This is a genomic window from Belnapia sp. AC561, assembly GCF_979252845.1.
On record NZ_CEEDBP010000031.1, the window covers coordinates 23177 to 44238 of the forward strand.

Genomic DNA, 21062 nt, shown 5'->3' on the forward strand with positions numbered 1-21062 from the left:
TCCTCAGGCCCGCGCCGCGGCGCGGCGGCGGGTGCGGACCACGGCGAGGCCGACCGCGAAGGCGGTCAGCAGGGCCGGGACCAGGGCGATGTTGACGATACGCAGCGTGGTCTCCAGCCCCTCGATGTCGCGGCGCAATTCCAGCTGCACGGCGCGGAGCTGGCGGCGGGTGCGGATGATCTCCTCCCGCGCCGCGTCGATCTCGGCGCGCTGCTCGGGGGTGATGACGGACTGGTTCTGGTTGCGCTCGCCGGGTGGCCCCGCCGGCGTACCCTGGCGGAGGTCGCGGAGCTTGCGTTCGGTCGTCTCCAGCGTCTGGGTCAGCGTGCGCTCGGTCTGGCGGTACTGGGCATCGGCATTGCGGCGGATGTCCTCGACCAGCTCGAAGGGCCTGAGGCTCTCGCCGCGCGAGCGGAGCGAGATGAGGGCATCGGAGCCGCCGAGCGTATCGACCAGGTTGGTGACCAGGGCGCCGTTGCCGCTGATCGGCGTCGCCACCTGCTGGCCGAAGAAATCCTGCACCCGGACCCAGAAGCGGTCCTCCAGCACGTCGCTGTCGTTGAAGACGACGATATTGGCCGCGCCCTCGGTCCGCGCCAGGTGGGCGGGGAAATCGGCCGGGCGTTCCTGGCCCTCGGCGACGGCGGGTGGGCCATCGGGGAAGGCGGTGGGGAGCTGGCCGCGCAGCCGGGCGGCGAGGACGTGGCGGGTATTGTCGGCGCGGAAATCGGCCAGCAGCCGGGTCGGGCTCGGGTCCTGGCGGACCCGGGCGGCATCCACCACCATGGCCTGCGGCGAGGTGGTCAGCAGCGGGGTGAATTCGACCGTGCTGCCCTCCTTCTTGCGCAGCTCGCCGGCGGAGGCGACGGTGATCTGCTCGAGCTGGGCCAGCGCCACGTCGGCGCGGTTCAGGCTATCGGACTGCAGGTTGTACCAGGCGACGTAATCCACCGCCTGCACCCGGTCCTGCGGCCCGGCGCGGACCCGCCAGGCGCCGCGCAGGTCGAGCACCACCTTGTCCGAGGGCGCCTCGACGCCCCAGGCATTCAGCAGGCGCTCCAGGGACGACGCGGTCTCGGCCGGCGGCTGGCCATTCGGGCCGGGGCGGCTCGCCTGGCTTTCGGAATGCGGGTCGGTGAGGACGAAGAGCTTGCCGCCGCGCATGACGAATTGGTCGATGGCGTATTGCGCGGCCTCGCCGATGCCCTGCGGATGGGCAACGACCAGGACCTGGACGTCGGGCTCGATCACCTGGGCATCGAGCGGGATGTCCTTCACGGTGAAGAACTGGCGGAGCTGGGTCATCACCACCGCCGGCTGGCCGAGCTGCGGCTGGCGCATCATCATCGCCCGCGGGTCGCCATTCAGCGGCAGGGCGCTCATCACCCCGATGGTCGGGCGGCGCGGGTTGGACAGGTCGTAGACCAGCCGGGTGAGATCGTATTCGAGGAAGCGCTCGCGGTCCGGCTGGAAGAAGGCGACGGTCTTCTCGTCGTCCACCAGGTTGGTGCCGGCGAGGCCGAAGTAGACCTGCTCGCCGGACTGGTCGACCGGGACGCCCTGCAGGCCATAGGCCATGGCGCGGTCCTCGGTCTCCGAGAAGGGCTCGGGATCGAAGACCTCGAGCTTCACCTTGCCGGTGGAGAGCGAGGCGTATTCGGCCAGCATCTCCCGCACCCGGTCGGCATAGGCGCCGTACATCGGGATCTCGGCGCCGAGGCGCTTCGAGTAGAAGAGGCGGAGGGTGACGGGGTCGGCGAGGCCGCCGAGCACCTGACGGGTGCCCTCCGAGAGGGTGTAGAGGCGCTGGCTGGTGAGGTCGATCCGGGCGCGGGTCAGCAGCCGGTCGGCCAGCATGTTGACGCCGATGGCGAGCACGGCGGCGGCCAGCAGGCCGAGCACGGAGGTGCCGAGGCGGCGGCTGCGGGGGCGCGGCGGCGGCGGGGCCGGCTGGAACAGGGGTGCGGTGTCGCTCATGCGCCTAGTCCGCCTTCCGATGGTCGAGCACGACGGCATTCACGAACAGGAAGAAGCCGATGAAGCTGGCGAAGAACAGGATGTCGCGGGCCGCGATCACGCCGCGGGTGAAGCCGCCGAAGCGGTCCGCGACGGACAGGGCGCGGGCGACCTCGGCGAGCTGCGGGATGCGGCTGTCGAGGAATTCGGTCACCACCGGGCTGCCGGCGGCGGCGAAGACGAAGCAGAGCGCGACCGCGAGGACGAAGGCGACCACCTGGTTCTTGGTGCCGGCCGAGATGGCGGCGCCGAGGGCGAGATAGGCGCCGGCGACCAGCAGGCAGCCGACATAGCCCGAGAGAATGACGCCGTTGTCCGGGCTGCCGAGGATGTTGACGGTGATCCAGAGCGGGAAGGTCAGCGCGAGCGCGATGCCGCAGAAGGCCCAGGCAGCGAGGAACTTGCCGACGACCGCCTGCCATTGCGGCAGCGGCAGGGTCAGCAGCAGCTCGATCGTGCCGAGCCGGCGCTCCTCCGCCCAGAGCCGCATGGTCAGCGCCGGGACGAGGAAGAGAAACAGCCAGGGGACGAAGGAGAAGAAGGGGATCAGGTCGGCCTGGCCGCGGCCGAAGAAGTTCCCCAGCGTGAAGGTCAGGGCGCCGGCCAGCACCAGGAAGATGACGATGAAGACATAGGCGACGGGGGTGGCGAAGTAGCCGGCCAGCTCCCGCCGGGCGACGATCAGCGCGGGCGCCATCAGGCGGCCTCCTCATGTGGCCTGCCGAGGGTGAGGCTGCGGAAGACCTCCTCCAGGCTGCGGCCGCTGTCCTCGAAGACCGTCGGCGCGGCATCCACCACGACCCGGCCTCGGGCGATGATGATGGCGCGGGTGCAGACGGCGGCGACTTCCTCGAGGATGTGGGTGCTGATGACGATGGCCTTCTCGGGGGCCATGCGGCGGATCAGCTCGCGCACCTCATGCTTTTGGTTGGGGTCGAGGCCGTCGGTCGGCTCGTCCAGCACCAGCACGGGCGGGTCGTGCAGCAGCGCCTGGGCGAGGCCGACGCGGCGCTTGAAGCCCTTGGAGAGGGTCTCGATCGGCTGCAGCCGGACACCCTCGAGCTGGGTCAGGTGCATCGCATGGTCGACCCGGTCGGTGAGCTCGCTGCCCTTGAAGCCGCGGATGCGGCCGGTGAAGGCGAGGAAGCCGGTGACGCTCATCTCCGGATAGGTCGGCGCGCCTTCCGGCAGGAAGCCGAGGCTGCGCTTGGCGGCGACCGGCTGGTCCACCACATCGGCGCCGCAGATGCGGGCGGTGCCGGCACTCGGCGGCATGAAGCCGGCCAGCATGCGCATGGTGGTGGACTTCCCGGCGCCATTGGGCCCGAGGAAGCCGAGGACCTCGCCCCGGTCCACGGTGAAGGAGACGTCGTCGACGGCGGTGAAGCCGCCGAAGCGTTTGGTGAGGCGCTCGATCTCGATCAGCGCGGCCAAGGCGTACCCCCTGAGAAAGCCCCAATGCGCTCGGGCTTACTCGGAAGTGACCGGTTGCAAAACCCCCCCGGCGTTTAACCCGCCCGCAAGGTCTCCATCGCCGCCTCCCGCCCGAACAGCCGCAGCAGCAGCCGGGCCGCCGCGCCACGGGGGCCGGCGAGGCTCGGGTCCTTCTCCAGCAGCAGCGCCGCGTCGCGGTTGGCCATGGTGATGAGCCCGTCCTGCAGATCGGCCTCGGGCAGGCCGAGGCGGAAGACCGGGGCGCCGGACTGGCGGGTGCCGAGCGCCTCGCCGCCGCCGCGCAGGCGGAAATCGGCATCGGCGATGACGAAGCCATCCTCGGTGTCGCGCAGCGTCAGCAGCCGCTCGCGGGAGGCGAGGCCGAGCGCCTCGTCGTAGAGCAGCATGCAGTAGCTGGCCGCCGAGCCGCGGCCGACCCGGCCGCGGAGCTGGTGGAGCTGGGCGAGGCCGAAGCGCTCGGCGTGCTCGATCACCATGACCGTCGCCTCCGGCACGTCGACGCCGACCTCGATGACGGTGGTCGCCACCAGCAAGGTCGTCCGGCCGGCGGCGAAGTCGCGGATCGCGGCCTCGCGGACCTCCGGGTCCAGCCGGCCATGCGCCAGGCCGACCTTGCCGGGGAAGCATTGGGTCAGCTCGGCGAAGCGGGTCTCGGCGGCGGCGACGTCCAGCAGCTCCGATTCGGCGACATGCGGGCAGACCCAATAGACCCGGGCGCCGCGGTCCATGGCGCGGCCGATGGCCTGGACCACCTCGGGCAGCCGGCCGGAGGGATAGAGGCGGGTATCGATCGGCTTCCGCCCGGCGGGCTTCTCCAGCAGGCGGGAGACCGCCATCTCCCCCCATTGGGTCAGCAGCAGGGTGCGGGGGATGGGCGTCGCGGTCATCACCAGCATGTCGGCCGGGGCCTGGCCCTGGGCGCCCTTCCCGGCGAGCAGAAGCCGCTGGGCGACGCCGAAGCGGTGCTGCTCGTCGACCACCGCCAGCGCCAGGTCGCGGAAGATCACGCCCTCCTGGAACAGCGCATGGGTGCCGACGATGATCTGCACCGCGCCGCTGGCGAGGCCGGCCAGGACCCGCTTCCGCTGGGCGCCCTTGACGCTGCCGGCCAGCAGCTCGACCCGGATGCCGGCCGGGGTGCAGAGCCGGTCGAGCGTCCGGATATGCTGGCGGGCCAGCAGCTCGGTGGGCGCCATGAGCGCGGCCTGGGCGCCCGATTCCACGGCGCGGAGCATGGCCAGCACCGCCACCAGCGTCTTGCCGGAGCCGACGTCGCCCTGCAGCAGCCGCAGCATCTGGTGCGGCGCGGCGAGGTCGGCATCGATCTCGGCCAGGGCATGCGCCTGGGAGCCGGTGAGGGGATGGCCGAAGGCGGCCAGTGCCGCGGCCCGCAGGCGGCCGTCGCCGCCCAGCGCCCTGCCGGGGCGGAGCCGGACCCGGCGGCGGACCAGGCCCAGGGCGAGCTGCCCGGCCAGGGCCTCGTCATAGGCGAGCCGGGCGCGGGCGACCTGGGCGAGGCGGAGGCCCTGGACCAGCGGCCAGACCGGCTCCAGCTCCGGCATGCCTTCCGGGCCGGTGGCGGTCAGCGGGTTGATCATGGAGAAGGCCTCGCCCTCGGGCTTCACCTTGCCGGCGAAGAGGCGCTCGCTGCCTTCCGGCAGCAGCCTGCCCAGCCAGTCCATGCGGCCGTTGATGAAGCGGACGACCAGGCGGCGGCCGGCCGATTCGGCCCGCAGCTCGACGAAGGGCCGGCCGGTGCGCGAGCGGGCCGGGCGCATGCCGAGGACCAGGGCGGGCAGGATCACCTCGGTCTCGGGCGGGGCATCCTCCGGGCTTTGCACCGGCAGGCGATGGGCATAGCGTTCCGGCAGGTGGAACAGCAGGTCCAGCACCCGGTCGCCGCCGACCGCCTCCGCCAACCGCTTGGCGATGAGCGGGCCGACGCCGGGCAGGCTGGCAAGTGGGGCCAGCAGGGGCCTCAGATCGAGCCCCCCGGCGATTTCTTCCACATTCGTCACGCGGAACCGGTGATGCGGCTGCTGCGTCGGGCTGACAGGATTCCCATGCGCCTCTATATGCCAGCCCCCAGACGCATCGACGACATGCCCCACACACCCGATACGACATCAGAACCGATCCCCGACCCAGCACCGGAGCTCGACCCGCGACGGCGGCGGCTGCTGTTCCGCGCCCATCACCGGGGCACCAAGGAGGCCGACCTGATGATCGGCGCCTTCGTGCAGCGGCTGGTCGCGGGCTTCTCCGCCGCGGAGCTGGACGACCTGGAGGCCACGCTGGAATTCCCGGACGTGGACCTCTCGGACTGGCTGACCGGGCGGCGACCGGTGCCGGAGGACTGCCGCAGCCCGATGCTGGACCGGATGGTGGTGGAATGCGCCGGGTCCGGCGCCGGCCTGCCGCCGGAGTTGCGTCGCGCATGAGCGAGGCGCAGGCACCAAGCCGCGGCCTGACCATCCATGGCGCGCCGGAGGGCTTCGATGCCCTGCTGCTGGCCCGCCGCCGGGCCGAGACGGATGCGCCCATCATCCATGTCTGCCGCGACGATGCCCGCACCGCCCGGATGATCGAGGCGCTGGGCTTCTTCGCGCCCGACGTGGAGGTGCTGCGCTTCCCGGCCTGGGACTGCCTGCCCTACGACCGGGTCTCGCCCAATCCGGAGATCGTGGCCGAGCGGGTCTCGACCCTGACCCGTTTGCTGGAGCCGGGGCGGCGGCCGCGCATCGTCGTCACCACGGTGAATGCCCTGGTGCAGAAGGTGCCGCCGCGGGCGGTGTTCCGGGATGCCACCCTGCTGCTGAAGAAAGGCGGGCGGGTGAAGCCGGAGGCGCTGATCGCCTTCCTCGAGGCCAATGGCTACGGCCGCTCCGGCACCGTCATGGAGCCGGGGGAATACGCGGTCCGCGGCGGGATCATCGACCTCTACCCCTCGGGCGAGCCGGATCCGATCCGGCTCGACATGTTCGGCGACGAGATCGAGAGTATCCGCCGCATCGACACCGGCAGCCAGCGCAGCGGCGCGGCGCTCACCCAGCTCTGGCTGCGGCCGGTGGGGGAGGTCTTCCTCGACGAGCCGTCGATCGCCCGCTTCCGGGCCGGCTACCGCGACCTGTTCGGCGCGGCGGCAGCCTCCGATCCGCTCTATGCCTCGATCAGCGCCGGGCGGAAGCACCCGGGGATGGAGCATTGGGCCGGGCTCTTCCATGAAGCCATGGAGACCCTGCTGGACTACCTGCCCGAAGCTTCCGTCAGCCTGGACCACCAGGCGGAGGACGTGCTGGCGGCACGGCTGGAGATGGTGGCCGACCACTACGAGGCCCGGCGCGCCCCGGTCCGCACCCAGGAGGGCGAGGTGCCCTACCGCCCGGCGCCGCCGGGGACGCTGTACCTGACCCGGCGCGGCTGGGATGCGATGCTGGCCGATGGGCCGCTGTTCCGGCTTTCGCCCTTCGCCCGGGTGGAAGAGGCCGAGGGCGTCGAGGCCGGCGGCCGTCCCGGTCGGCTGTTCACCGAGGCGCGGACCGCGGGGCAGAACGTCTTCGCGGCCTATGCCGAGCATGCCATGGCCATGGCGCAGGCCGGGCGCCGGCCGGTGGTGGCCGCCTGGACCCGCGGCTCGCGCGAGCGGCTGGGCAACCTGCTGCGGGAGAATGGGGTCGCGGCCGAGCCGGTCGACGACATCGGCCAGATCGGCGGGCTGGGCCAGGGGGTGGTCGCGCTGGCGGTGCTCGGGCTCGAGCGCGGCTTCGTCGCGCCGGCCACCGCCACCGGGGCGAAATTCGGGCTTTCGGTTGTCGGCGAGCAGGACCTATTGGGCGAGCGGATCGCCCGGCCGCCGCGGCGGCGCAAGCGCGCCGACCAGTTCATCGCCGATGCGACGGGCATCGAGCAGGGTGACCTGGTGGTGCACCAGGACCATGGCATCGGGCGCTACGACGGGCTTTCCACCATCGAGGTGAATGGCGCGCCGCACGACTGCCTGCGGCTGCTGTACGACGGCGGCGACAAGCTGTTCCTGCCGGTCGAGAATATCGAGGTGCTGTCGCGCTTCGGCACCGAGACGGCGGGCATCGCCCTCGACAAGCTCGGCGGCACCTCCTGGCAGTCGCGCAAGGCGAAGGCCAAGCAGCGCATCCAGGACATGGCCGGCCAGCTCATCCGCATCGCCGCCGAGCGGCAGGTGAAGGAGGGGATGCTGGCGACGCCGCCGGAGGGGGCCTGGGACGAGTTCTGCGCCCGCTTCCCCTTCGCCGAGACCGAGGATCAGCAGCGCGCCATCGCCGATGTCATCGAGGACCTGGCCTCGGGCCGGCCGATGGACCGGCTGATTTGCGGCGACGTCGGCTTCGGCAAGACCGAGGTGGCGCTGCGCGCCGCCTTCGTCGTCGCCATGGCCGGCGTGCAGGTGGCGGTGGTGGTGCCGACCACCCTGCTGGCCCGCCAGCATCACCGCACCTTCACCGCCCGCTTCGAGGGGTTGCCGATCAAGGTCGCGCAGCTCTCCCGCATGGTGACGGCCAAGGATGCGGCGGTGGTGCGGGAAGGGGTGAAGGACGGCTCCGTCAATATCGTCGTCGGCACCCATGCGCTGCTGGCGAAGTCGATCGAATTCGCCGAGCTGGGGCTGGTGATCGTCGACGAGGAGCAGCATTTCGGCGTCGCCCACAAGGAGAAGCTGAAGTCCCTCAAGACCGACGTCCATGTGCTGACGCTGACCGCGACGCCGATTCCGCGCACCCTGCAGCTGGCGCTGACCGGCGTGCGGGAGATGAGCATCATCGCCACGCCGCCGGTCGATCGGCTGGCGGTGCGGACCTTCATCATGCCCTGGGACGGGGTGGTGCTGCGGGAGGCGATCCAGCGCGAGCGCTTCCGCGGCGGGCAGATCTTCTGCGTGGTCCCCCGCCTGGAGGACATGGCCAAGGTCGCCGACCGGATGCGGGAGATCGTGCCGGAGGCGCGGATCATCGAGGCGCATGGCCAGCTGGCGCCGACCCGGCTCGAGCAGGTGATGACCGAGTTCGGCGACGGCAAGCACGACATCCTGCTCTCGACCAATATCGTCGAATCGGGCCTCGACATGCCGGCGGTGAATACGCTGATCATCCACCGCGCCGACATGTTCGGCCTGGGGCAGCTCTATCAGCTGCGCGGCCGGGTCGGGCGCGGCAAGCAGCGCGGCTATGCCTACCTCACCTGGCCGCAGAGCCACCGGCTCTCGGCCGCGGCGCAGAAGCGGCTGGAGGTGATGCAGACGCTGGATAACCTCGGCGCCGGCTTCACCCTGGCGAGCCACGACCTCGACCTGCGCGGCGCCGGCAACCTGCTGGGCGACGAGCAGTCCGGCCATATCCGCGAGGTCGGCATCGAGCTGTACCAGCAGATGCTGGAAGACGCGGTCGCCGACATCAAATCGGGCCAGGGGAAGAAGAAGTCCGAGGCCGACTATGCCCGCGACTGGACGCCCAACATCAACCTCGGCCTGCCGGTGCTGATCCCCGAGGAGTACGTGCGCGACCTGCCGGTGCGGCTCGGGCTGTATCGGCGGATCGGCAGCCTGGGCAGCGAGGCGGAGGTGGAGGCGATGGCGGCCGAGCTGGCCGACCGCTTCGGCACCCTGCCTGCCGAGGTGGAGAACCTGCTGCAGGTGGTCGCCATCAAGGCGCTCTGCCGGGCGGCGGGGGTGGAGAAGCTGGATGCCGGGCCGAAGGGCGTGGTGCTCGGCTTCCACCGCAACCAGTTCCGCAACCCCGGCGGGCTGATCAGCTGGGTGACGGCGCAGAAGGGGCTGGTGAAGCTGCGGCCGGACCACAAGCTGGCCTTGCTGCGGGAGATGGAACTGCCGCAGCGGATCCGGGTGGCGAAGGAATTGCTCGGGGCCCTGGTGAAGGTGGTGGCGCAGGCGAAGGCGGCTTAAGCCGCTTGCGCTTGGCGGGCGGCTGCCGCATGACCGCGGCATGTCGCAAACCGAAACAATAACCACGGGCACCGGTCGCCGCACCGACCTGGATCTGCTGCGGGTCGTCGTCTGCGGCGTCGTCATCCTGGCGCATGCGTTGCTGATCTATGCCGAGGAGCCGCGCTACCACGTGAAGAGCGCGGTGCCCTGGGCGGTGGCCACCCTCGGCTACGAGGCCATGCGCATCGCCACCCTGGCGATCTTCTTCGTGCTGGCGGGCTGGTCCTCGGTCGGTTCGCTGCGGCGGCGGACCGCCGGGCGCTTTCTGCGGGACCGGTTCTGGCGGGTGCTGCTGCCGCTGGTGGCGGGCGTGCTGCTGCTGGGGCCGGTGATCAAATGGATCGAGCTGGGGCAGGGGCGGGACCTGCGGGTCAACGGCTTCCGGCTGGTGGCGCCGCCGGACTTCGGCTTCCTCGAATTTCTGCCGCGCTACCTCGGCCGGTTGCAGCTGCTGACCTGGTCGCATCTCTGGTTCCTGGCCTATCTGCTGGTCATCTCCGTGGTGCTGCTGCCGCTGCTGCAGCGGCTGGCGCGGCGGCTGCCCTCCGCGCGGGTGCCGGGGCGGGCGATGGCCTTCCTGCCGGCGGCGGTGCTCGGGCTCTATCTCGCGGCCAGCGGGGGCTACTGGCCCTTCCTGCCGAACCTGGTGCAGGACTGGGCGAACCTCGGCTATTTCGCGCTGTGCTTCCTGGGCGGCGGGGTGCTGGCGGCCTGGCCGGGCTTCGAGATGCGGCTGCGGGCGGAGGCGCCCTGGCTGGGGCTGCTGGCCCTGGCCGGCTTGGCGGTGGTGGTGCTGGCCGGGCCTTCGGCACTGGGGCGGATCGGGGTCGGCTGCTGCGCCTGGGGCTGCATCGGCGCGGGGCTGGGTTTCGCCGGCCGGCATCCGCCGGCGGCCAGCCCGCTGCTGGGCTGGCTGGGGGAGGCGACCATGCCGGTCTATGTGCTGCACCATGTCCCGGTGCTGGTGCTGGGGATGCTGCTGCTGCCGCTCGGCGGGCCGGCCTGGCTGACCGTGTTGGCCATCACGGCCGGGGCCACGGTGGTCTCGCTGCTGGCCTATCGGCTGCTGGTGCTTCCCTGGGCCGTGCCGCGGCTCCTGGTCGGGATGGAGGCGCGGCCGCGGGCCGCGGCCATGGGCCAGCCCGGGATTGGCCAGCCTCGAGCTGGTCAGCCGGGCGCGGCGAGGCCGGCGCAGAGGAAGGGCACGATCTCCGCCACCGCGCGTTCGAAGTCGCCGCTGTCGCAGGCGCCGCCGGACATGGCTTCCAGCCGGCCGGTGCGCAGCAGGGTGTAGCGATAGGCGCCCATCATGAAATAGAGCCGCCAGCAGATGGTCTCATGCGCCAGATGCGGCAGCACCCGCTGGAATTCGGCGGTATAGGCCAGGGTGGTGTCGTCGTAGACGGTGCTGAGGACATCCTTCGAGATGTCGTCCGGCTCGGTATGCAGGCGGGCATGCATGCGCATGGTGGCGCGGCCCTCCGGCGTCTGGCCGTTCAGCATGAAGGGGGTGACGAAGCTGCGGACCAGGGCCTCGAGCGGGATGGGGCCATCGCCGTGCTGGGCGCGGGCGGCGGCGAGGGCCTGGCTGCGGGCCTCCGTCACCTGCACCGCGCCGCGCATGTAGGCGGCCTTGAACAGGTCCCGCTTGGCACCGAAATGGTAATGCAGCTGGGCGAGGTTCACCCCGGCGCCCTGGGCGATGGCCCGGGTCGAGGCGGCGGAATAGCCGTGCTCGGCGAAAAGCGCCTGGGCCATGTCCAGGATCCGGTCGCGGACGCTGGGGCCTGCCTCGGCCACCGGTTTCGTCTTCTCGCCCAACGCCATGCCTTGCCATCATCCCATCGTGCCGGCGCCCTATACCGCGCCGCCGGCGCTTTGGCACGGGCCGCTTGGCCAGCGACCGTGACGGGCGCTTCGGCAAGGCGGCGCTTGACACGGAACGGCAGCGGCGCCGAGATATGGTCACTCGACCAACTTCTTGAAGGAGCTTGGCGCGGCATGAGTGCGGCACTCGACCTGTCCGGCGCGCCTGCCCCCGGTGCGGGAACCGATCCGGTTGCGCGGGCCCGTGCCCTGGCCCCGATCATCGCCGCCGCGGCACCCCGGATCGAGGGGGAGCGGGCGCTGACGCCGGAGGTGCTGGATGCGATGCATGGCGCCGCGCTGTTCCGCACCCTGCTGCCACGCGCCTGCAACGGGGAGGAGGTGCGGCCCGCCACCTTCGTCCGGCTGCAGGAGGTGATCGCCGCCGCCGATGCCAGCACCGGCTGGTGCCTCGGCCAGGCCTCAGGCTGTTCGATGGCGGCGGCCTATATGGAGCCGGAGGTGGCCTGGGAGATCTGGGGCAAGGATCCGCGCGCCGCGGTCGCCTGGGGCATGGGCAATGGCCTGGCGGAGGTGGTGGATGGCGGCTACCGCGTCACCGGTACCTGGCGCTTCGCCTCCGGGTCCAAGCATGCCACCTGGGTCGGCGGGCATTGCCGGGTGCAGGACCGCGACGGGACCCTGCGCTGCAACGCCGAGGGCCAGCCGATCGAGCGGACCATGATGATCCGGAAGGACCGGATCGCCTTCCAGGATGCCTGGAACGTGGTCGGGCTGCGCGGCACCGGCAGCGATACCTACGGCGTCGCCGGGATGTTCGTGCCGGACGAGTACAGCGTCTGCCGCGATACCGAGGCCGAGCGCCGGCTGCACGGGGCGCTGTACCAGTTCTCGACCACGCATCTCTACGCCTCCGGCTTCGCCGGCGTGTCCATGGGCATCGCCCGGGGGATGCTGGACGAATTCACCGCCATGGCCATGCTGAAGACGCCGGCGGCGACGAGCCGGGCGATGCGCGACAGCGAGGTGATCCAGAACGGGCTGGCGCAGAACGAGGCCAAGCTCCGCTCCGCCCGGGCCTTCCTGCTGGAGACGCTGGAGGAGGCCTGGGAGGCCGTCTCGGCGCGCGGACATATCACCATGGACGAGAAGGTGCTGATCCGCCTCGCCGCCACCTCGGCGATCCACCGGGCCAAGGAGGTGGTGGAATGGGCCTATCACGAGGCCGGGGCGACGGCGATCTTCCAATCCGAGCCCTTCGAGCGGCGGATGCGCGACATCCATGCCTCCGGCCAGCAGGTGCAGGGGCGGAGCGCGCATCTGGAGGTCTGCGGCCAGCATTTCCTGGGGCTGCGGCCGCAGGCGCGATTCATCTAGACCAGGGCAGGCGGGGGAAACGAGACATGGCTCTCAATGGGCTGAACCACTACACGATCCGCCCGGCGGATCTGGAACGCACCAAGGATTTCTATACCGAGGTGCTGGGGCTCGAGATCGGCTACCGGCCGCCGCTCGGTTTCGATGGGTATTGGCTCTATTGCGGCGGGCAGCCGACGGTGCATCTGATCGGGCCGCGGGAGCGGGATGCGCATATCCCGCGCAACGTCGGGCCGACCGGGCTGCTCGACCATATCGCCTTTTCCTGCACCGGCCTGGCGGCGATGAAGGCGAACCTGGCCGAGCGCAAGATCGAGCACGAGGAGCGGGTGATCCCGCGCGACCGCCAGACGCAGCTGTTCCTGTATGATCCGGATGGGGTAGCGGTGGAGCTGAACTACCCATCGGACGAAACGGCCGCGGCCTGAGGGGAAGCTTGGGGCGGCAAGCATGTCCTCCCCAAGCCCCACCTTTAATCTCTGTGAGTCCGGTACGCGCCATGCGGCGGATGCCGACTCCCAAAAATAGATGAGGGTCTGGGAGAATACCTTCTCCCAGCCTTTCTTTGTTTCAGTACCCAGGCCGGGCAACGGCCGGGCGGGGAGGAACGGGTGTCAGGATTCCGGACGGGCCGGCGCGTCGCGCTGGCGACAGCAGCGGGGCTCGCGGCGGGGCGGGCCTCGGCCCAGGGCGGCTGGCCGGAGCGGCCGGTGACGATCGTGGTCTGCTTCCCGCCCGGGGGCTCCACCGATTTCTCCGCCCGCATGGTGGCCCCTGGCCTGTCGGAACTGCTGGGCAAGCCGGTGGTGATCGAGAACCGGGCAGGGGCGGGGGGCAATATCGGCATCGGCGTGGTCGCCCGGGCCCAGCCCGATGGCTATACCTTGCTGGTCGCGTCGTCGGTCTTCGTGGTGAATGCCAGCCTCTACCGGAACGCGCCCTATGATCCCTTCCGCGACTTCGCCCCGGTCGGCACGCTGGGCGCCTCGCCCAACCTGATCTGCGTGCGGTCGGATAGCGGGATCTCGAGTTTCGCGGAGCTGATCGCCGCGGCCAAGGCGAATCCCGACCGCTTCAACTATGCCAGCCCGGGGATCGGCACGACGCCGCATCTGGCGGGGGAGGTGCTGAAGCTGCGGACCGGGGCGAGCCTGACGCATGTGCCCTTCCTCGGCGCCGGGCCGGCGGTGCAGGCGATCCTCGCCGGCACGACGGAGGTGCTGATCGCCAGCCAGGGTGGCCAGGTGGAGATCGCGGTCCGCAACGGCCAGATCAAGGCACTGGCGCAGACCGGGGCGGAACGGTCCCCCGACATCCCCGATGTGCCGACCCTGACGGAACTGGGGCTGAAGGATGCGGTCTCCGAGACCTTCAATGCCCTCTATGCCCCGGCGGCGACCCCGCCGGCGGTGATCCGGACGCTGAGCGAGGCGGTGCTGGTTGTGCTGCGCCGGCCGGAGGTGCAGCAGCGCTACCGTGCCGGCGGGGTGATCGCCCTGCCGGAGGGGGCGGATGGGCTGAAGGCGCGGGTGGCGCGGGAGGTGCCCCTCTGGCGCGACGTCATCCGGCAGGCCAGGATCGCGGCCGAATAGGAGGGACCGCATGGAATCCGCAGGCCGCGCCTGGCACCAGATCGTCATCGACGTGCTCAAGGCGAACGACGTTCGCCTCATCCCCTATGTGCCGGACAATGTGCTGAAGCCGCTGATCGCCGGCATCCATGCCGATCCCTTCTTCGAGGCCTTCACCGTGGCGCGGGAGGAGGAGGCGGTGGGCATCGTCGCCGGTGCCGTCATGGCCGGGCGCAAGGGCATGGTGCTGATGCAGACCAGCGGCTTCGCCACCCTGGCGAATGTGCTGGCCAGCCTGCCCTGCGCATACCAGATCCCGGTGCTGATGCTGGTGAGCGAGCGCGGGACGCTGGGCGAGTTCAACATCGGGCAGGCGGCGGTCTGGCGGACCATGCGGCCGACCTTGGAGTCGCTGGCGATGCCCTATCATGTCGTCACCCGGCTCGACGAATGCGAGTTCGTCGTGGATCGGACCATCCGCCAGGCGCATCTGACGCAGCAGCCGGCGGCGCTGATCCTCTCGCCGCTGCTGACCGGCGGCAAGGCCGTGACCCCGAAAGTGGTGGCCCAGTAGATGGTTGAGATCCTGACCGCGGCGCACAACGCCAAGCGCATGTACCGCTTCGACCTGACCCAGCGTCTTGTCGCCAGGTTGACCAAGAACGAGGCGGTGGTAGGCGGCATCGGCCATACCAATTTCGACCTCTGGTCGGCCGGGCACCGGGCGCAGAACTTCTACATGCTGGGCAGCATGGGCCTCGCCATCCCGATCGCCCTGGGCGTCGCGCTGGCGCAGCCGGACCGCCGGGTGTTTGCGCTGGAGGGCGATGGCTCCCTGCTGATGCAGCTCGGCTGCCTCGCCACTGTGGCCTCGCTGGCGCCGAAGAACCTGACGATCCTGGTGATGGACAACGGCGTCTATCAGATCACCGGCGGGCAGGGGACGCCGGCCGCGGGGGGCGCCGACTATGCCGCCATCGCCCGCGGCTGCGGCCTGCCGAACGCCGGCTGGGCGGCGGATGAGGCGGATTTCGAGCGGCTGGTGCAGCACTGCCTCGAGACCGACGGGCCGCATTTCATCGGGCTGAAGCTGGATGACCAGGGGCCGGTGACCCAGACCGAGCGCGACCCGGTGCAGATCCGCGACCGCTTCATGCGCGGCATGGGTGCGAAGAAGAGCAAGCTGCCGGGATAGCGCGAGGGAGGATGGGGCCATGCTGCGACGCCGTGGCTTGCTGCTGGCCCCATTCACCGTGGCTGCCGCGCCCGCACTGGCGCTGGAGTTTCCGAACCGGCCGATCCGGCTGGTGGTGCCCTTCGCCCCGGGCGGGCTGACCGATATTCCGGCCCGGCTGGTCGCCGCGCATATGACCCGGACCCTGGGACAAGGCGTGGTGGTGGAGAACCGGCCGGGCGCGGCCGGCACCATCGGGGCGGCGCTGGTGCGGGCGGCGCCGGCCGATGGCTATACCCTGCTGGCCGCCAATGCCGCGAGCAATGCCCAGGCGCCGGCGCTGCGGCGCAACGTCGGCTACAATCCGGTGGAGGATTTCGCCCCGGTCATGCTCGGCGTGATCTCCCCCTTCGCGCTGGTGGTGCGGGCGGACCGGCCGCTTCGCAGCATGGACGACCTGATTGGGCTGGCCAGGCGCGAGGGCCGCGTCACCTTCGGCACCACCGGGCCGGGCGGCACCGGGCATATCCTGGCGCTGATGCTGACGCAGCAGACCGGCGTGACCTTCGAGCCGATCCACTTCGCCGGCGACGCTCCGGCCATCCAGGAAGTCCTCGCCGGGCGGCTGGACCTGCATTACGCCGCCGCGGCCCGGCCGCAGGTGGAGGCCGGGGCGCTGTTTCCGGTGGCGACGACTGGCGCGACCCGCTGGCCGGTCTTCCCCGAGGCGCCGACCCTGGTCGAGCTGGGTTTCCGCGGCATGGACCTGGTCGGCTGGAACGGCTTGGTGGCGCCGCGCGGGACGCCGGCCGGGATCATCGGCGCGCTGAACGTCGCGGCCAACCTGGCCATCCATGATGCCGAGGTGCGGGCGCGGCTGGCCCAGGCGGGGCTGGAGCCGCAGGGCGGCGGCGCCGGGCGCTTCGGTGCCTTCATCGCCGGGGAATATGCCCGCTACCGGCAGATCGCCACCGAGTTCAACCTGTTCATGGATTGAGGAGCCCAGGATGCCCCGCTTCCCCGCCTTCGACTGCGCCGGCGTCATCCCGGCCGCGTTGCTGCCCTTCCACGAGGACCTCTCGATCGATGCCGCCAGCTACCGGGCGCATCTGCGCGACCTCGGCGGCGTGCGCGGCATCAGCGCCATCACCACCAATGCCCATGCCTCCGAGGTCGCCTCCTGCGATCCGGCCGAGCAGGAGGCGGTGCTGGCCCTGACCATGGAGGAGGTGGGCGACCGGATCCCGGTGGTGGCCGGGGTCTATTCGGACGGGACCCTGCAGGCGGTGCGGCTGGCCAGGGCGGCGGCGGCGGGTGGCGCCTCGGCCCTGCTGGTCTTTCCGCCGACGGTGCTGGCGCGCGGCACCCAGGCGCGGCCGGAGTGCCTGGCCGACCATGTGCGGGCCATCGCTGCGGCGACCGACCTGCCGCTGATCCTGTTCCAGTATCCGCTGGCCTCCGGCCTGACCTATCCGCTGGCAACCCTGCAGGAGCTGGCGGCGGAGGTGCCGACGATCCGCGCCATCAAGGACTGGAGCGGGGACCCGACCGTGGCCGAGCGGCATGTGGTGGCGCTCTCCGCGCTGCGCCGGCCGGTCAACGTGCTGAGCACCCATAGTGCCTGGCTGTTTCCCTCGCTTGTGACGGGCTGCCAGGGGCTGCTCTCGGGCTCCGGCAGCGTGATCGCCGAGCTGCAGGTGGCGCTGTTCGAGGCGGTGCAGCGCGGCGACATGGCGGCGGCGCAGGCGATCAATGCCCGCATCCGGCCGACGGCGGAGGTCTTCTACGCCGAGCCCTTCTTCGACATGCACAACCGCATGAAGGAGGCGCTGGTGCTGCTGGGCAAGCTGCCGCGGGCGGTGGTGCGGCCGCCGTTGAAGAAGATCAGCGCCGCCGAGATTGGGCGGATCGGAGAGGCTTTGGCGGCGGCGGGGTTGCTGCCGGCGCAGCGGTTGGCGGCGGAGTAAGGTAAGGCCAGGGAGGGAAGGTATTCCCTCCCCGGACCCCGCCCTTCTATTTTTGTAAGTTAAGCGCGTTTGCGCTTCTTTGCCGGTAGCGGCGTATCCAGCAACGGCGCCAGGAAGCGGCCGGTGTGGCTGCCGGGGGTGGCCGCCACGTCTTCCGGCGTGCCCTGGGCGACGATGATCCCGCCGCCGTCGCCACCCTCGGGGCCGAGGTCGAGGATCCAGTCGGCGGTCTTGATGACCTCGAGGTTGTGCTCGATCACCACCACCGTATTGCCGGTATCGACGAGCTGGTGGAGGAGCTCCAGCAGCTTCCGCACATCCTCGAAATGCAGGCCGGTGGTCGGCTCGTCGAGGATGTACAGGGTGCGGCCGGTGGCGCGGCGGGCCAGCTCCTTCGAGAGCTTGATGCGCTGCGCCTCGCCGCCCGACAGCGTCGTCGCCTGCTGGCCGAGGTGGATATAGCCGAGGCCGACTTCCCGCAGCACCCGCAGCTTCTCGGCGATGGAGGGGACGGCGGAGAAGAACTCGACGCCCTCGTCCACCGTCATCTCCAGCACGTCGGCGATGGACTTGGAGCGGAACTTCACCTCCAGTGTCTCGCGGTTGTAGCGCTTGCCCTTGCACGAATCGCAGGTGACGTAGACGTCGGGCAGGAAGTGCATCTCGATCTTGACGAGACCATCGCCCTGGCAGGCCTCGCAGCGGCCGCCCTTGACGTTGAACGAAAAGCGGCCGGGCTTGTAGCCGCGGGCGCGGCTTTCCGGCAGCTCGCTGAACCAGTCGCGGATCGGCGCGAAGAGGCCGGTATAGGTGGCCGGGTTGGAGCGCGGGGTACGGCCGATCGGCGACTGGTCGATGTCGATGATCTTGTCGAGCTGGTCGAGGCCCTCGATCTTCTCGTGCGGGCCGGGGACGGTGCCGGCGCCCATCAGCCGGCGGGCGGCGGCCTTGTACAGCGTCTCGATCACCAGCGTGGACTTGCCGCCGCCGGAGACGCCGGTGATGCAGGTGAAGGTGCCGAGCGGGAATTCGGCGCTGACGTCCTTCAGGTTGTTGCCGCTGGCGCCGATGACCTTCACCACGCGCTTGCGGTCCGCCTTGCGCCGGACCTCCGGCACCGGGATGCGCTTGCGGCCGGAAAGGTAGTCGCCCGTCAGGCTGGCCGGATTGGCGGTGACCTCGGCGGGCGTGCCCTGGGCCACCACGCGGCCGCCGCCAGCGCCGGCCGCCGGGCCGATATCGACCAAGTAGTCGGCGGCGCGGATCGCATCCTCGTCGTGCTCCACCACCAGCACGGTATTGCCGATGTCGCGCAGCCGCCGCAGCGTGCCAAGCAGCCGCTCGTTGTCCCGCTGGTGCAGGCCGATGCTGGGCTCGTCCAGCACGTAGAGCACGCCGGTGAGGCCGCTGCCGATCTGCGAGGCCAGCCGGATGCGCTGGGATTCGCCGCCCGAGAGCGTGGCCGAGGAGCGGCCGAGCGAGAGGTAGTCGAGCCCGACGTCGACCAGGAATTTCAGCCGCTCGGCGATCTCCTTCAGGATGCGCCGCGCGATCTCCTGGCGCTGCGGCGTCAGCGTCTCGAAGACGGTGCCGAACCAGCGTTCGCAGTCGCGGATGGACAGGCGGGCGGCGTCGCCGATGTGGCGGCCGGCGATCTTGACCGAGAGTGCCTCGGGCTTCAGCCGGTGGCCGTCGCAGGCCGGGCAGGGCTTGGCCGCCTGATAGCGCGAGAGGTCCTCCCGCACCCAAGGGTTGTCGGTCTCGCGGTAGCGGCGCTCGAGGTTGGGCAGCACGCCCTCGAAGGGCTTCTTCACGTCGTAGCTGCGGAGGCCATCCTTGTAGCGGAGGGTGACGATCTCCTCCCCGCTGCCGTGGAGGATGGCGTGGCGGACCTTGGCCGGCAGGTCGCCCCACTGGCTGGTGGTGGCGACCTTGTAGTGGCGCGCCAGGCTTTCCAGCGTCTGGTCGTAGTAGGGCGACTGCGCGCCGGACCAGGGGGCGACGGCACCCTCGGCCAGGGTGCGGAGGTCGTCGGGGACCACCAGCATCGGGTCGAAGAAGGTCTGGGTGCCGAGGCCGTCGCAACTCGGGCAGGCGCCCTGCGGGCTATTGAAGGAGAAGAGCCGCGGCTCGATCTCCTCGATGGTGAAGCCGCTGACCGGGCAGGCGAATTTGGCGCTGAAGACGGTGCGCTCGCCGGTGTCGGCATTCTCGGCATAGGCGATGCCGTCGGCGAGACCCAGCGCGGTCTCGAAGCTGTCGGCCAGGCGGGGGGCGATGCCGTCGCGGACCACGATGCGGTCCACCACCACCTCGATGTCGTGCTTCAGCTTCTTGCTGAGCGCCGGGACCTCGGCGATCTGATACAGGGTGCCGTTGACCTTCACCCGCTCGAAGCCGCGGCGCTGGTATTCGGCCAGCTCCTTCTTGTACTCGCCCTTCTTGCCGCGGACGGCGGGGGCGAGCAGCAGCAGGCGGGTGCCCTCCGGCAGGGCCATGACCCGGTCGACCATCTGGGAGACGGTCTGCGCCTCGATCGGCAGGCCGGTCGCCGGGCTATAGGGCACGCCGACCCGGGCCCAGAGCAGCCGCATGTAATCGTGGATCTCGGTGACGGTGCCGACGGTGGAGCGGGGGTTGTGGCTGGTGGTCTTCTGCTCGATCGAGATGGCCGGGCTCAGCCCCTCGATGCTGTCGACGTCCGGCTTCTGCATGAGCTGGAGGAACTGCCGGGCATAGGCGCTCAGCGATTCGACATAGCGGCGCTGGCCCTCGGCATAGATCGTATCGAAGGCGAGCGAGGATTTGCCGGAGCCCGAGAGGCCGGTGATGACGGTCAGCGTGCCGCGGGGGATGTCGAGGTCGAGATTCTTCAGGTTATGCGTACGGGCGCCGCGGATGCGGAGGAAGCCGGCACCGGACATGGGGACGGGGGGAGGGGTCGGGCTGGCCATAAGAGATCATGCTCCACGGGGCGCTGGGCCCGCGTTCGCCTTGTGTTCTTGGGGTGATGCCACTATAACAGGGCCACGGAAAGGGTCTTAATAGGACGCGGCCCTGGTCCTCGGGACCGGGCCGCGCTAGGTCATCCAACTCGGTTCCAGGGGTTTTGGCGGCATGGCCGGCGTAAATAAGGTGATCCTCGTAGGCAATCTGGGTCGCGACCCGGAAGCCCGCAACATGCAGAACGGCGGCAAGGTGGTGTCGTTCTCCATCGCGACCTCGGACACTTGGAATGACAAGGCGTCCGGCGAGCGGAAGGAGAAGACCCAGTGGCACCGCATCGCCATCTTCAACGAGAAGCTCGGCGAGATCGCCGAGAAGTACCTGAAGAAGGGCAGCAAGGTGTACCTCGAGGGGGCGATCGAGACCCGGAAGTACACCGACAAGGACGGCCAGGAGCGCGAGACGACGGAGATCGTGCTCGGCCGCTTCAAAGGCGAGCTTACCCTGCTGGATAGCCGCGGTGGCGGCGAGGGCGGTGAGGGTGGCGGCTATGGCGGCGGCGGCCGGGCCTCCGGTGGCTACGGCGGCGGCGGCGGCGGCGACCGGGCCCCGAGCCGGAGCGGCGGCAGCGGTGGTGGCGGCGGCTGGGACAAGCCGAAGGGCGGCGGCGGCGGCAGCGACCTGGACGACGATATCCCGTTCTGAAGCCTCGTTTCCGCATACAACCGGCCTGCCTCCGGAAGACCGGGGGC

At 70.6% G+C, this 21062-nt stretch carries 16 protein-coding genes and 1 pseudogene; 11 read left to right on the forward strand and 6 right to left on the reverse strand.

Annotation, left to right across the window (positions count from 1 at the left end; translation table 11 throughout):
• Positions 1-3 precede the first annotated feature (3 nt).
• The 4 genes from AC0IW9_RS21775 to AC0IW9_RS21790 all read right to left on the reverse strand — a co-directional run bounded on the left by AC0IW9_RS21775 (position 4) and on the right by AC0IW9_RS21790 (position 5489).
• On the reverse strand, positions 4-1977 hold the full coding sequence (locus AC0IW9_RS21775) for a GldG family protein (RefSeq protein ID WP_471650406.1): 1974 nt from the start codon (positions 1975-1977) through the stop codon (positions 4-6).
• A gap of 4 nt (positions 1978-1981) precedes the next feature.
• Entirely contained in the window at positions 1982-2713 is a 732-nt protein-coding gene (locus AC0IW9_RS21780) for an ABC transporter permease (RefSeq protein ID WP_471650407.1), read from the reverse strand.
• Complete coding sequence (locus tag AC0IW9_RS21785) at positions 2713-3450, reverse strand: ABC transporter ATP-binding protein (protein WP_471650408.1); 738 nt, start codon at positions 3448-3450, stop codon at positions 2713-2715. Before AC0IW9_RS21785 ends, AC0IW9_RS21780 begins: the two co-directional genes overlap by 1 nt.
• Before the next feature lie 74 nt (positions 3451-3524).
• Positions 3525-5489 carry an ATP-dependent DNA helicase RecG gene (locus AC0IW9_RS21790; protein ID WP_471650409.1) on the reverse strand — a complete coding sequence of 655 codons (1965 nt, stop codon included), beginning with the start codon at positions 5487-5489 and terminating at the stop codon, positions 3525-3527.
• A gap of 84 nt (positions 5490-5573) precedes the next feature.
• On the opposite strand from AC0IW9_RS21790, the gene AC0IW9_RS21795 reads away from it, so the two are divergent.
• From AC0IW9_RS21795 to AC0IW9_RS21805, 3 genes and pseudogenes are all read left to right on the forward strand, one after another.
• Complete coding sequence (locus AC0IW9_RS21795) at positions 5574-5912, forward strand: succinate dehydrogenase assembly factor 2 (protein WP_471650410.1); 339 nt, start codon at positions 5574-5576, stop codon at positions 5910-5912.
• Complete coding sequence (mfd, locus tag AC0IW9_RS21800) at positions 5909-9406, forward strand: transcription-repair coupling factor (RefSeq protein WP_471650411.1); 3498 nt, start codon at positions 5909-5911, stop codon at positions 9404-9406. Before AC0IW9_RS21795 ends, mfd begins: the two co-directional genes overlap by 4 nt.
• Positions 9407-9446: 40 nt before the next feature.
• Positions 9447-10499, forward strand: a pseudogene (locus tag AC0IW9_RS21805) (acyltransferase family protein); the annotation flags it as partial.
• 116 nt (positions 10500-10615) lie between these two features.
• Here AC0IW9_RS21805 and AC0IW9_RS21810 read toward each other — a convergent pair.
• Positions 10616-11275, reverse strand: a complete 660-nt coding sequence (locus AC0IW9_RS21810; RefSeq protein WP_471650412.1) for a TetR/AcrR family transcriptional regulator — start codon at positions 11273-11275, stop codon at positions 10616-10618.
• A 174-nt stretch (positions 11276-11449) separates the two neighbouring features.
• Between AC0IW9_RS21810 and AC0IW9_RS21815 the strand changes: the two genes are divergently transcribed.
• The 7 genes from AC0IW9_RS21815 (at position 11450) to AC0IW9_RS21845 (ending at position 17364) form a co-directional block, all read left to right on the forward strand.
• Entirely contained in the window at positions 11450-12652 is a 1203-nt protein-coding gene (locus AC0IW9_RS21815) for an acyl-CoA dehydrogenase family protein (RefSeq protein ID WP_471650413.1), read from the forward strand.
• 26 nt (positions 12653-12678) lie between these two features.
• Complete coding sequence (locus AC0IW9_RS21820) at positions 12679-13080, forward strand: VOC family protein (protein WP_471650414.1); 402 nt, start codon at positions 12679-12681, stop codon at positions 13078-13080.
• A 183-nt stretch (positions 13081-13263) separates the two neighbouring features.
• Positions 13264-14244: a Bug family tripartite tricarboxylate transporter substrate binding protein gene (locus tag AC0IW9_RS21825; RefSeq protein ID WP_471650415.1), complete on the forward strand. Its 981-nt coding sequence runs from the start codon at positions 13264-13266 to the stop codon at positions 14242-14244.
• A 10-nt stretch (positions 14245-14254) separates the two neighbouring features.
• Positions 14255-14797, forward strand: coding sequence for a thiamine pyrophosphate-binding protein (locus AC0IW9_RS21830; RefSeq protein WP_471650416.1), 543 nt, complete (start codon positions 14255-14257; stop codon positions 14795-14797).
• On the forward strand, positions 14798-15418 hold the full coding sequence (locus tag AC0IW9_RS21835; protein WP_471650417.1) for a thiamine pyrophosphate-dependent enzyme: 621 nt from the start codon (positions 14798-14800) through the stop codon (positions 15416-15418). It abuts the gene before it with no gap.
• Positions 15419-15437: 19 nt separating this feature from the next.
• Positions 15438-16394 (forward strand): Bug family tripartite tricarboxylate transporter substrate binding protein, encoded by a 957-nt coding sequence (locus AC0IW9_RS21840; protein WP_471650418.1) that lies wholly within the window; start codon positions 15438-15440, stop codon positions 16392-16394.
• 10 nt (positions 16395-16404) lie between these two features.
• Positions 16405-17364 (forward strand): dihydrodipicolinate synthase family protein, encoded by a 960-nt coding sequence (locus AC0IW9_RS21845; protein ID WP_471650419.1) that lies wholly within the window; start codon positions 16405-16407, stop codon positions 17362-17364.
• 59 nt (positions 17365-17423) lie between these two features.
• On the opposite strand, the gene uvrA is transcribed toward AC0IW9_RS21845, so the two are convergent.
• Positions 17424-20288, reverse strand: coding sequence for an excinuclease ABC subunit UvrA (uvrA, locus tag AC0IW9_RS21850; RefSeq protein WP_471650454.1), 2865 nt, complete (start codon positions 20286-20288; stop codon positions 17424-17426).
• A gap of 193 nt (positions 20289-20481) precedes the next feature.
• Here uvrA and ssb point away from each other — a divergent pair, with 193 nt between their 5' ends.
• Entirely contained in the window at positions 20482-21015 is a 534-nt protein-coding gene (gene ssb / locus AC0IW9_RS21855; protein ID WP_471650420.1) for a single-stranded DNA-binding protein, read from the forward strand.
• Positions 21016-21062 lie beyond the last annotated feature (47 nt).

Bases quoted from the DNA above. Each gene is read 5' to 3' on its own strand.
- uvrA (WP_471650454.1), bottom strand. From the start codon at position 20,288: ATGTCCGGTGCCGGCTTCCTCCGCATCCGCGGCGCCCGTACGCATAAC.
- AC0IW9_RS21840 (WP_471650418.1), top strand. From the start codon at position 15,438: ATGCTGCGACGCCGTGGCTTGCTGCTGGCCCCATTCACCGTGGCTGCC.
- ssb (WP_471650420.1), top strand. From the start codon at position 20,482: ATGGCCGGCGTAAATAAGGTGATCCTCGTAGGCAATCTGGGTCGCGAC.
- AC0IW9_RS21775 (WP_471650406.1), bottom strand. From the start codon at position 1,977: ATGAGCGACACCGCACCCCTGTTCCAGCCGGCCCCGCCGCCGCCGCGC.
- AC0IW9_RS21845 (WP_471650419.1), top strand. From the start codon at position 16,405: ATGCCCCGCTTCCCCGCCTTCGACTGCGCCGGCGTCATCCCGGCCGCG.
- AC0IW9_RS21820 (WP_471650414.1), top strand. From the start codon at position 12,679: ATGGCTCTCAATGGGCTGAACCACTACACGATCCGCCCGGCGGATCTG.
- AC0IW9_RS21795 (WP_471650410.1), top strand. From the start codon at position 5,574: ATGCCCCACACACCCGATACGACATCAGAACCGATCCCCGACCCAGCA.
- mfd (WP_471650411.1), top strand. From the start codon at position 5,909: ATGAGCGAGGCGCAGGCACCAAGCCGCGGCCTGACCATCCATGGCGCG.
- AC0IW9_RS21835 (WP_471650417.1), top strand. From the start codon at position 14,798: ATGGTTGAGATCCTGACCGCGGCGCACAACGCCAAGCGCATGTACCGC.
- AC0IW9_RS21815 (WP_471650413.1), top strand. From the start codon at position 11,450: ATGAGTGCGGCACTCGACCTGTCCGGCGCGCCTGCCCCCGGTGCGGGA.
- AC0IW9_RS21780 (WP_471650407.1), bottom strand. From the start codon at position 2,713: ATGGCGCCCGCGCTGATCGTCGCCCGGCGGGAGCTGGCCGGCTACTTC.
- AC0IW9_RS21810 (WP_471650412.1), bottom strand. From the start codon at position 11,275: ATGGCGTTGGGCGAGAAGACGAAACCGGTGGCCGAGGCAGGCCCCAGC.
- AC0IW9_RS21830 (WP_471650416.1), top strand. From the start codon at position 14,255: ATGGAATCCGCAGGCCGCGCCTGGCACCAGATCGTCATCGACGTGCTC.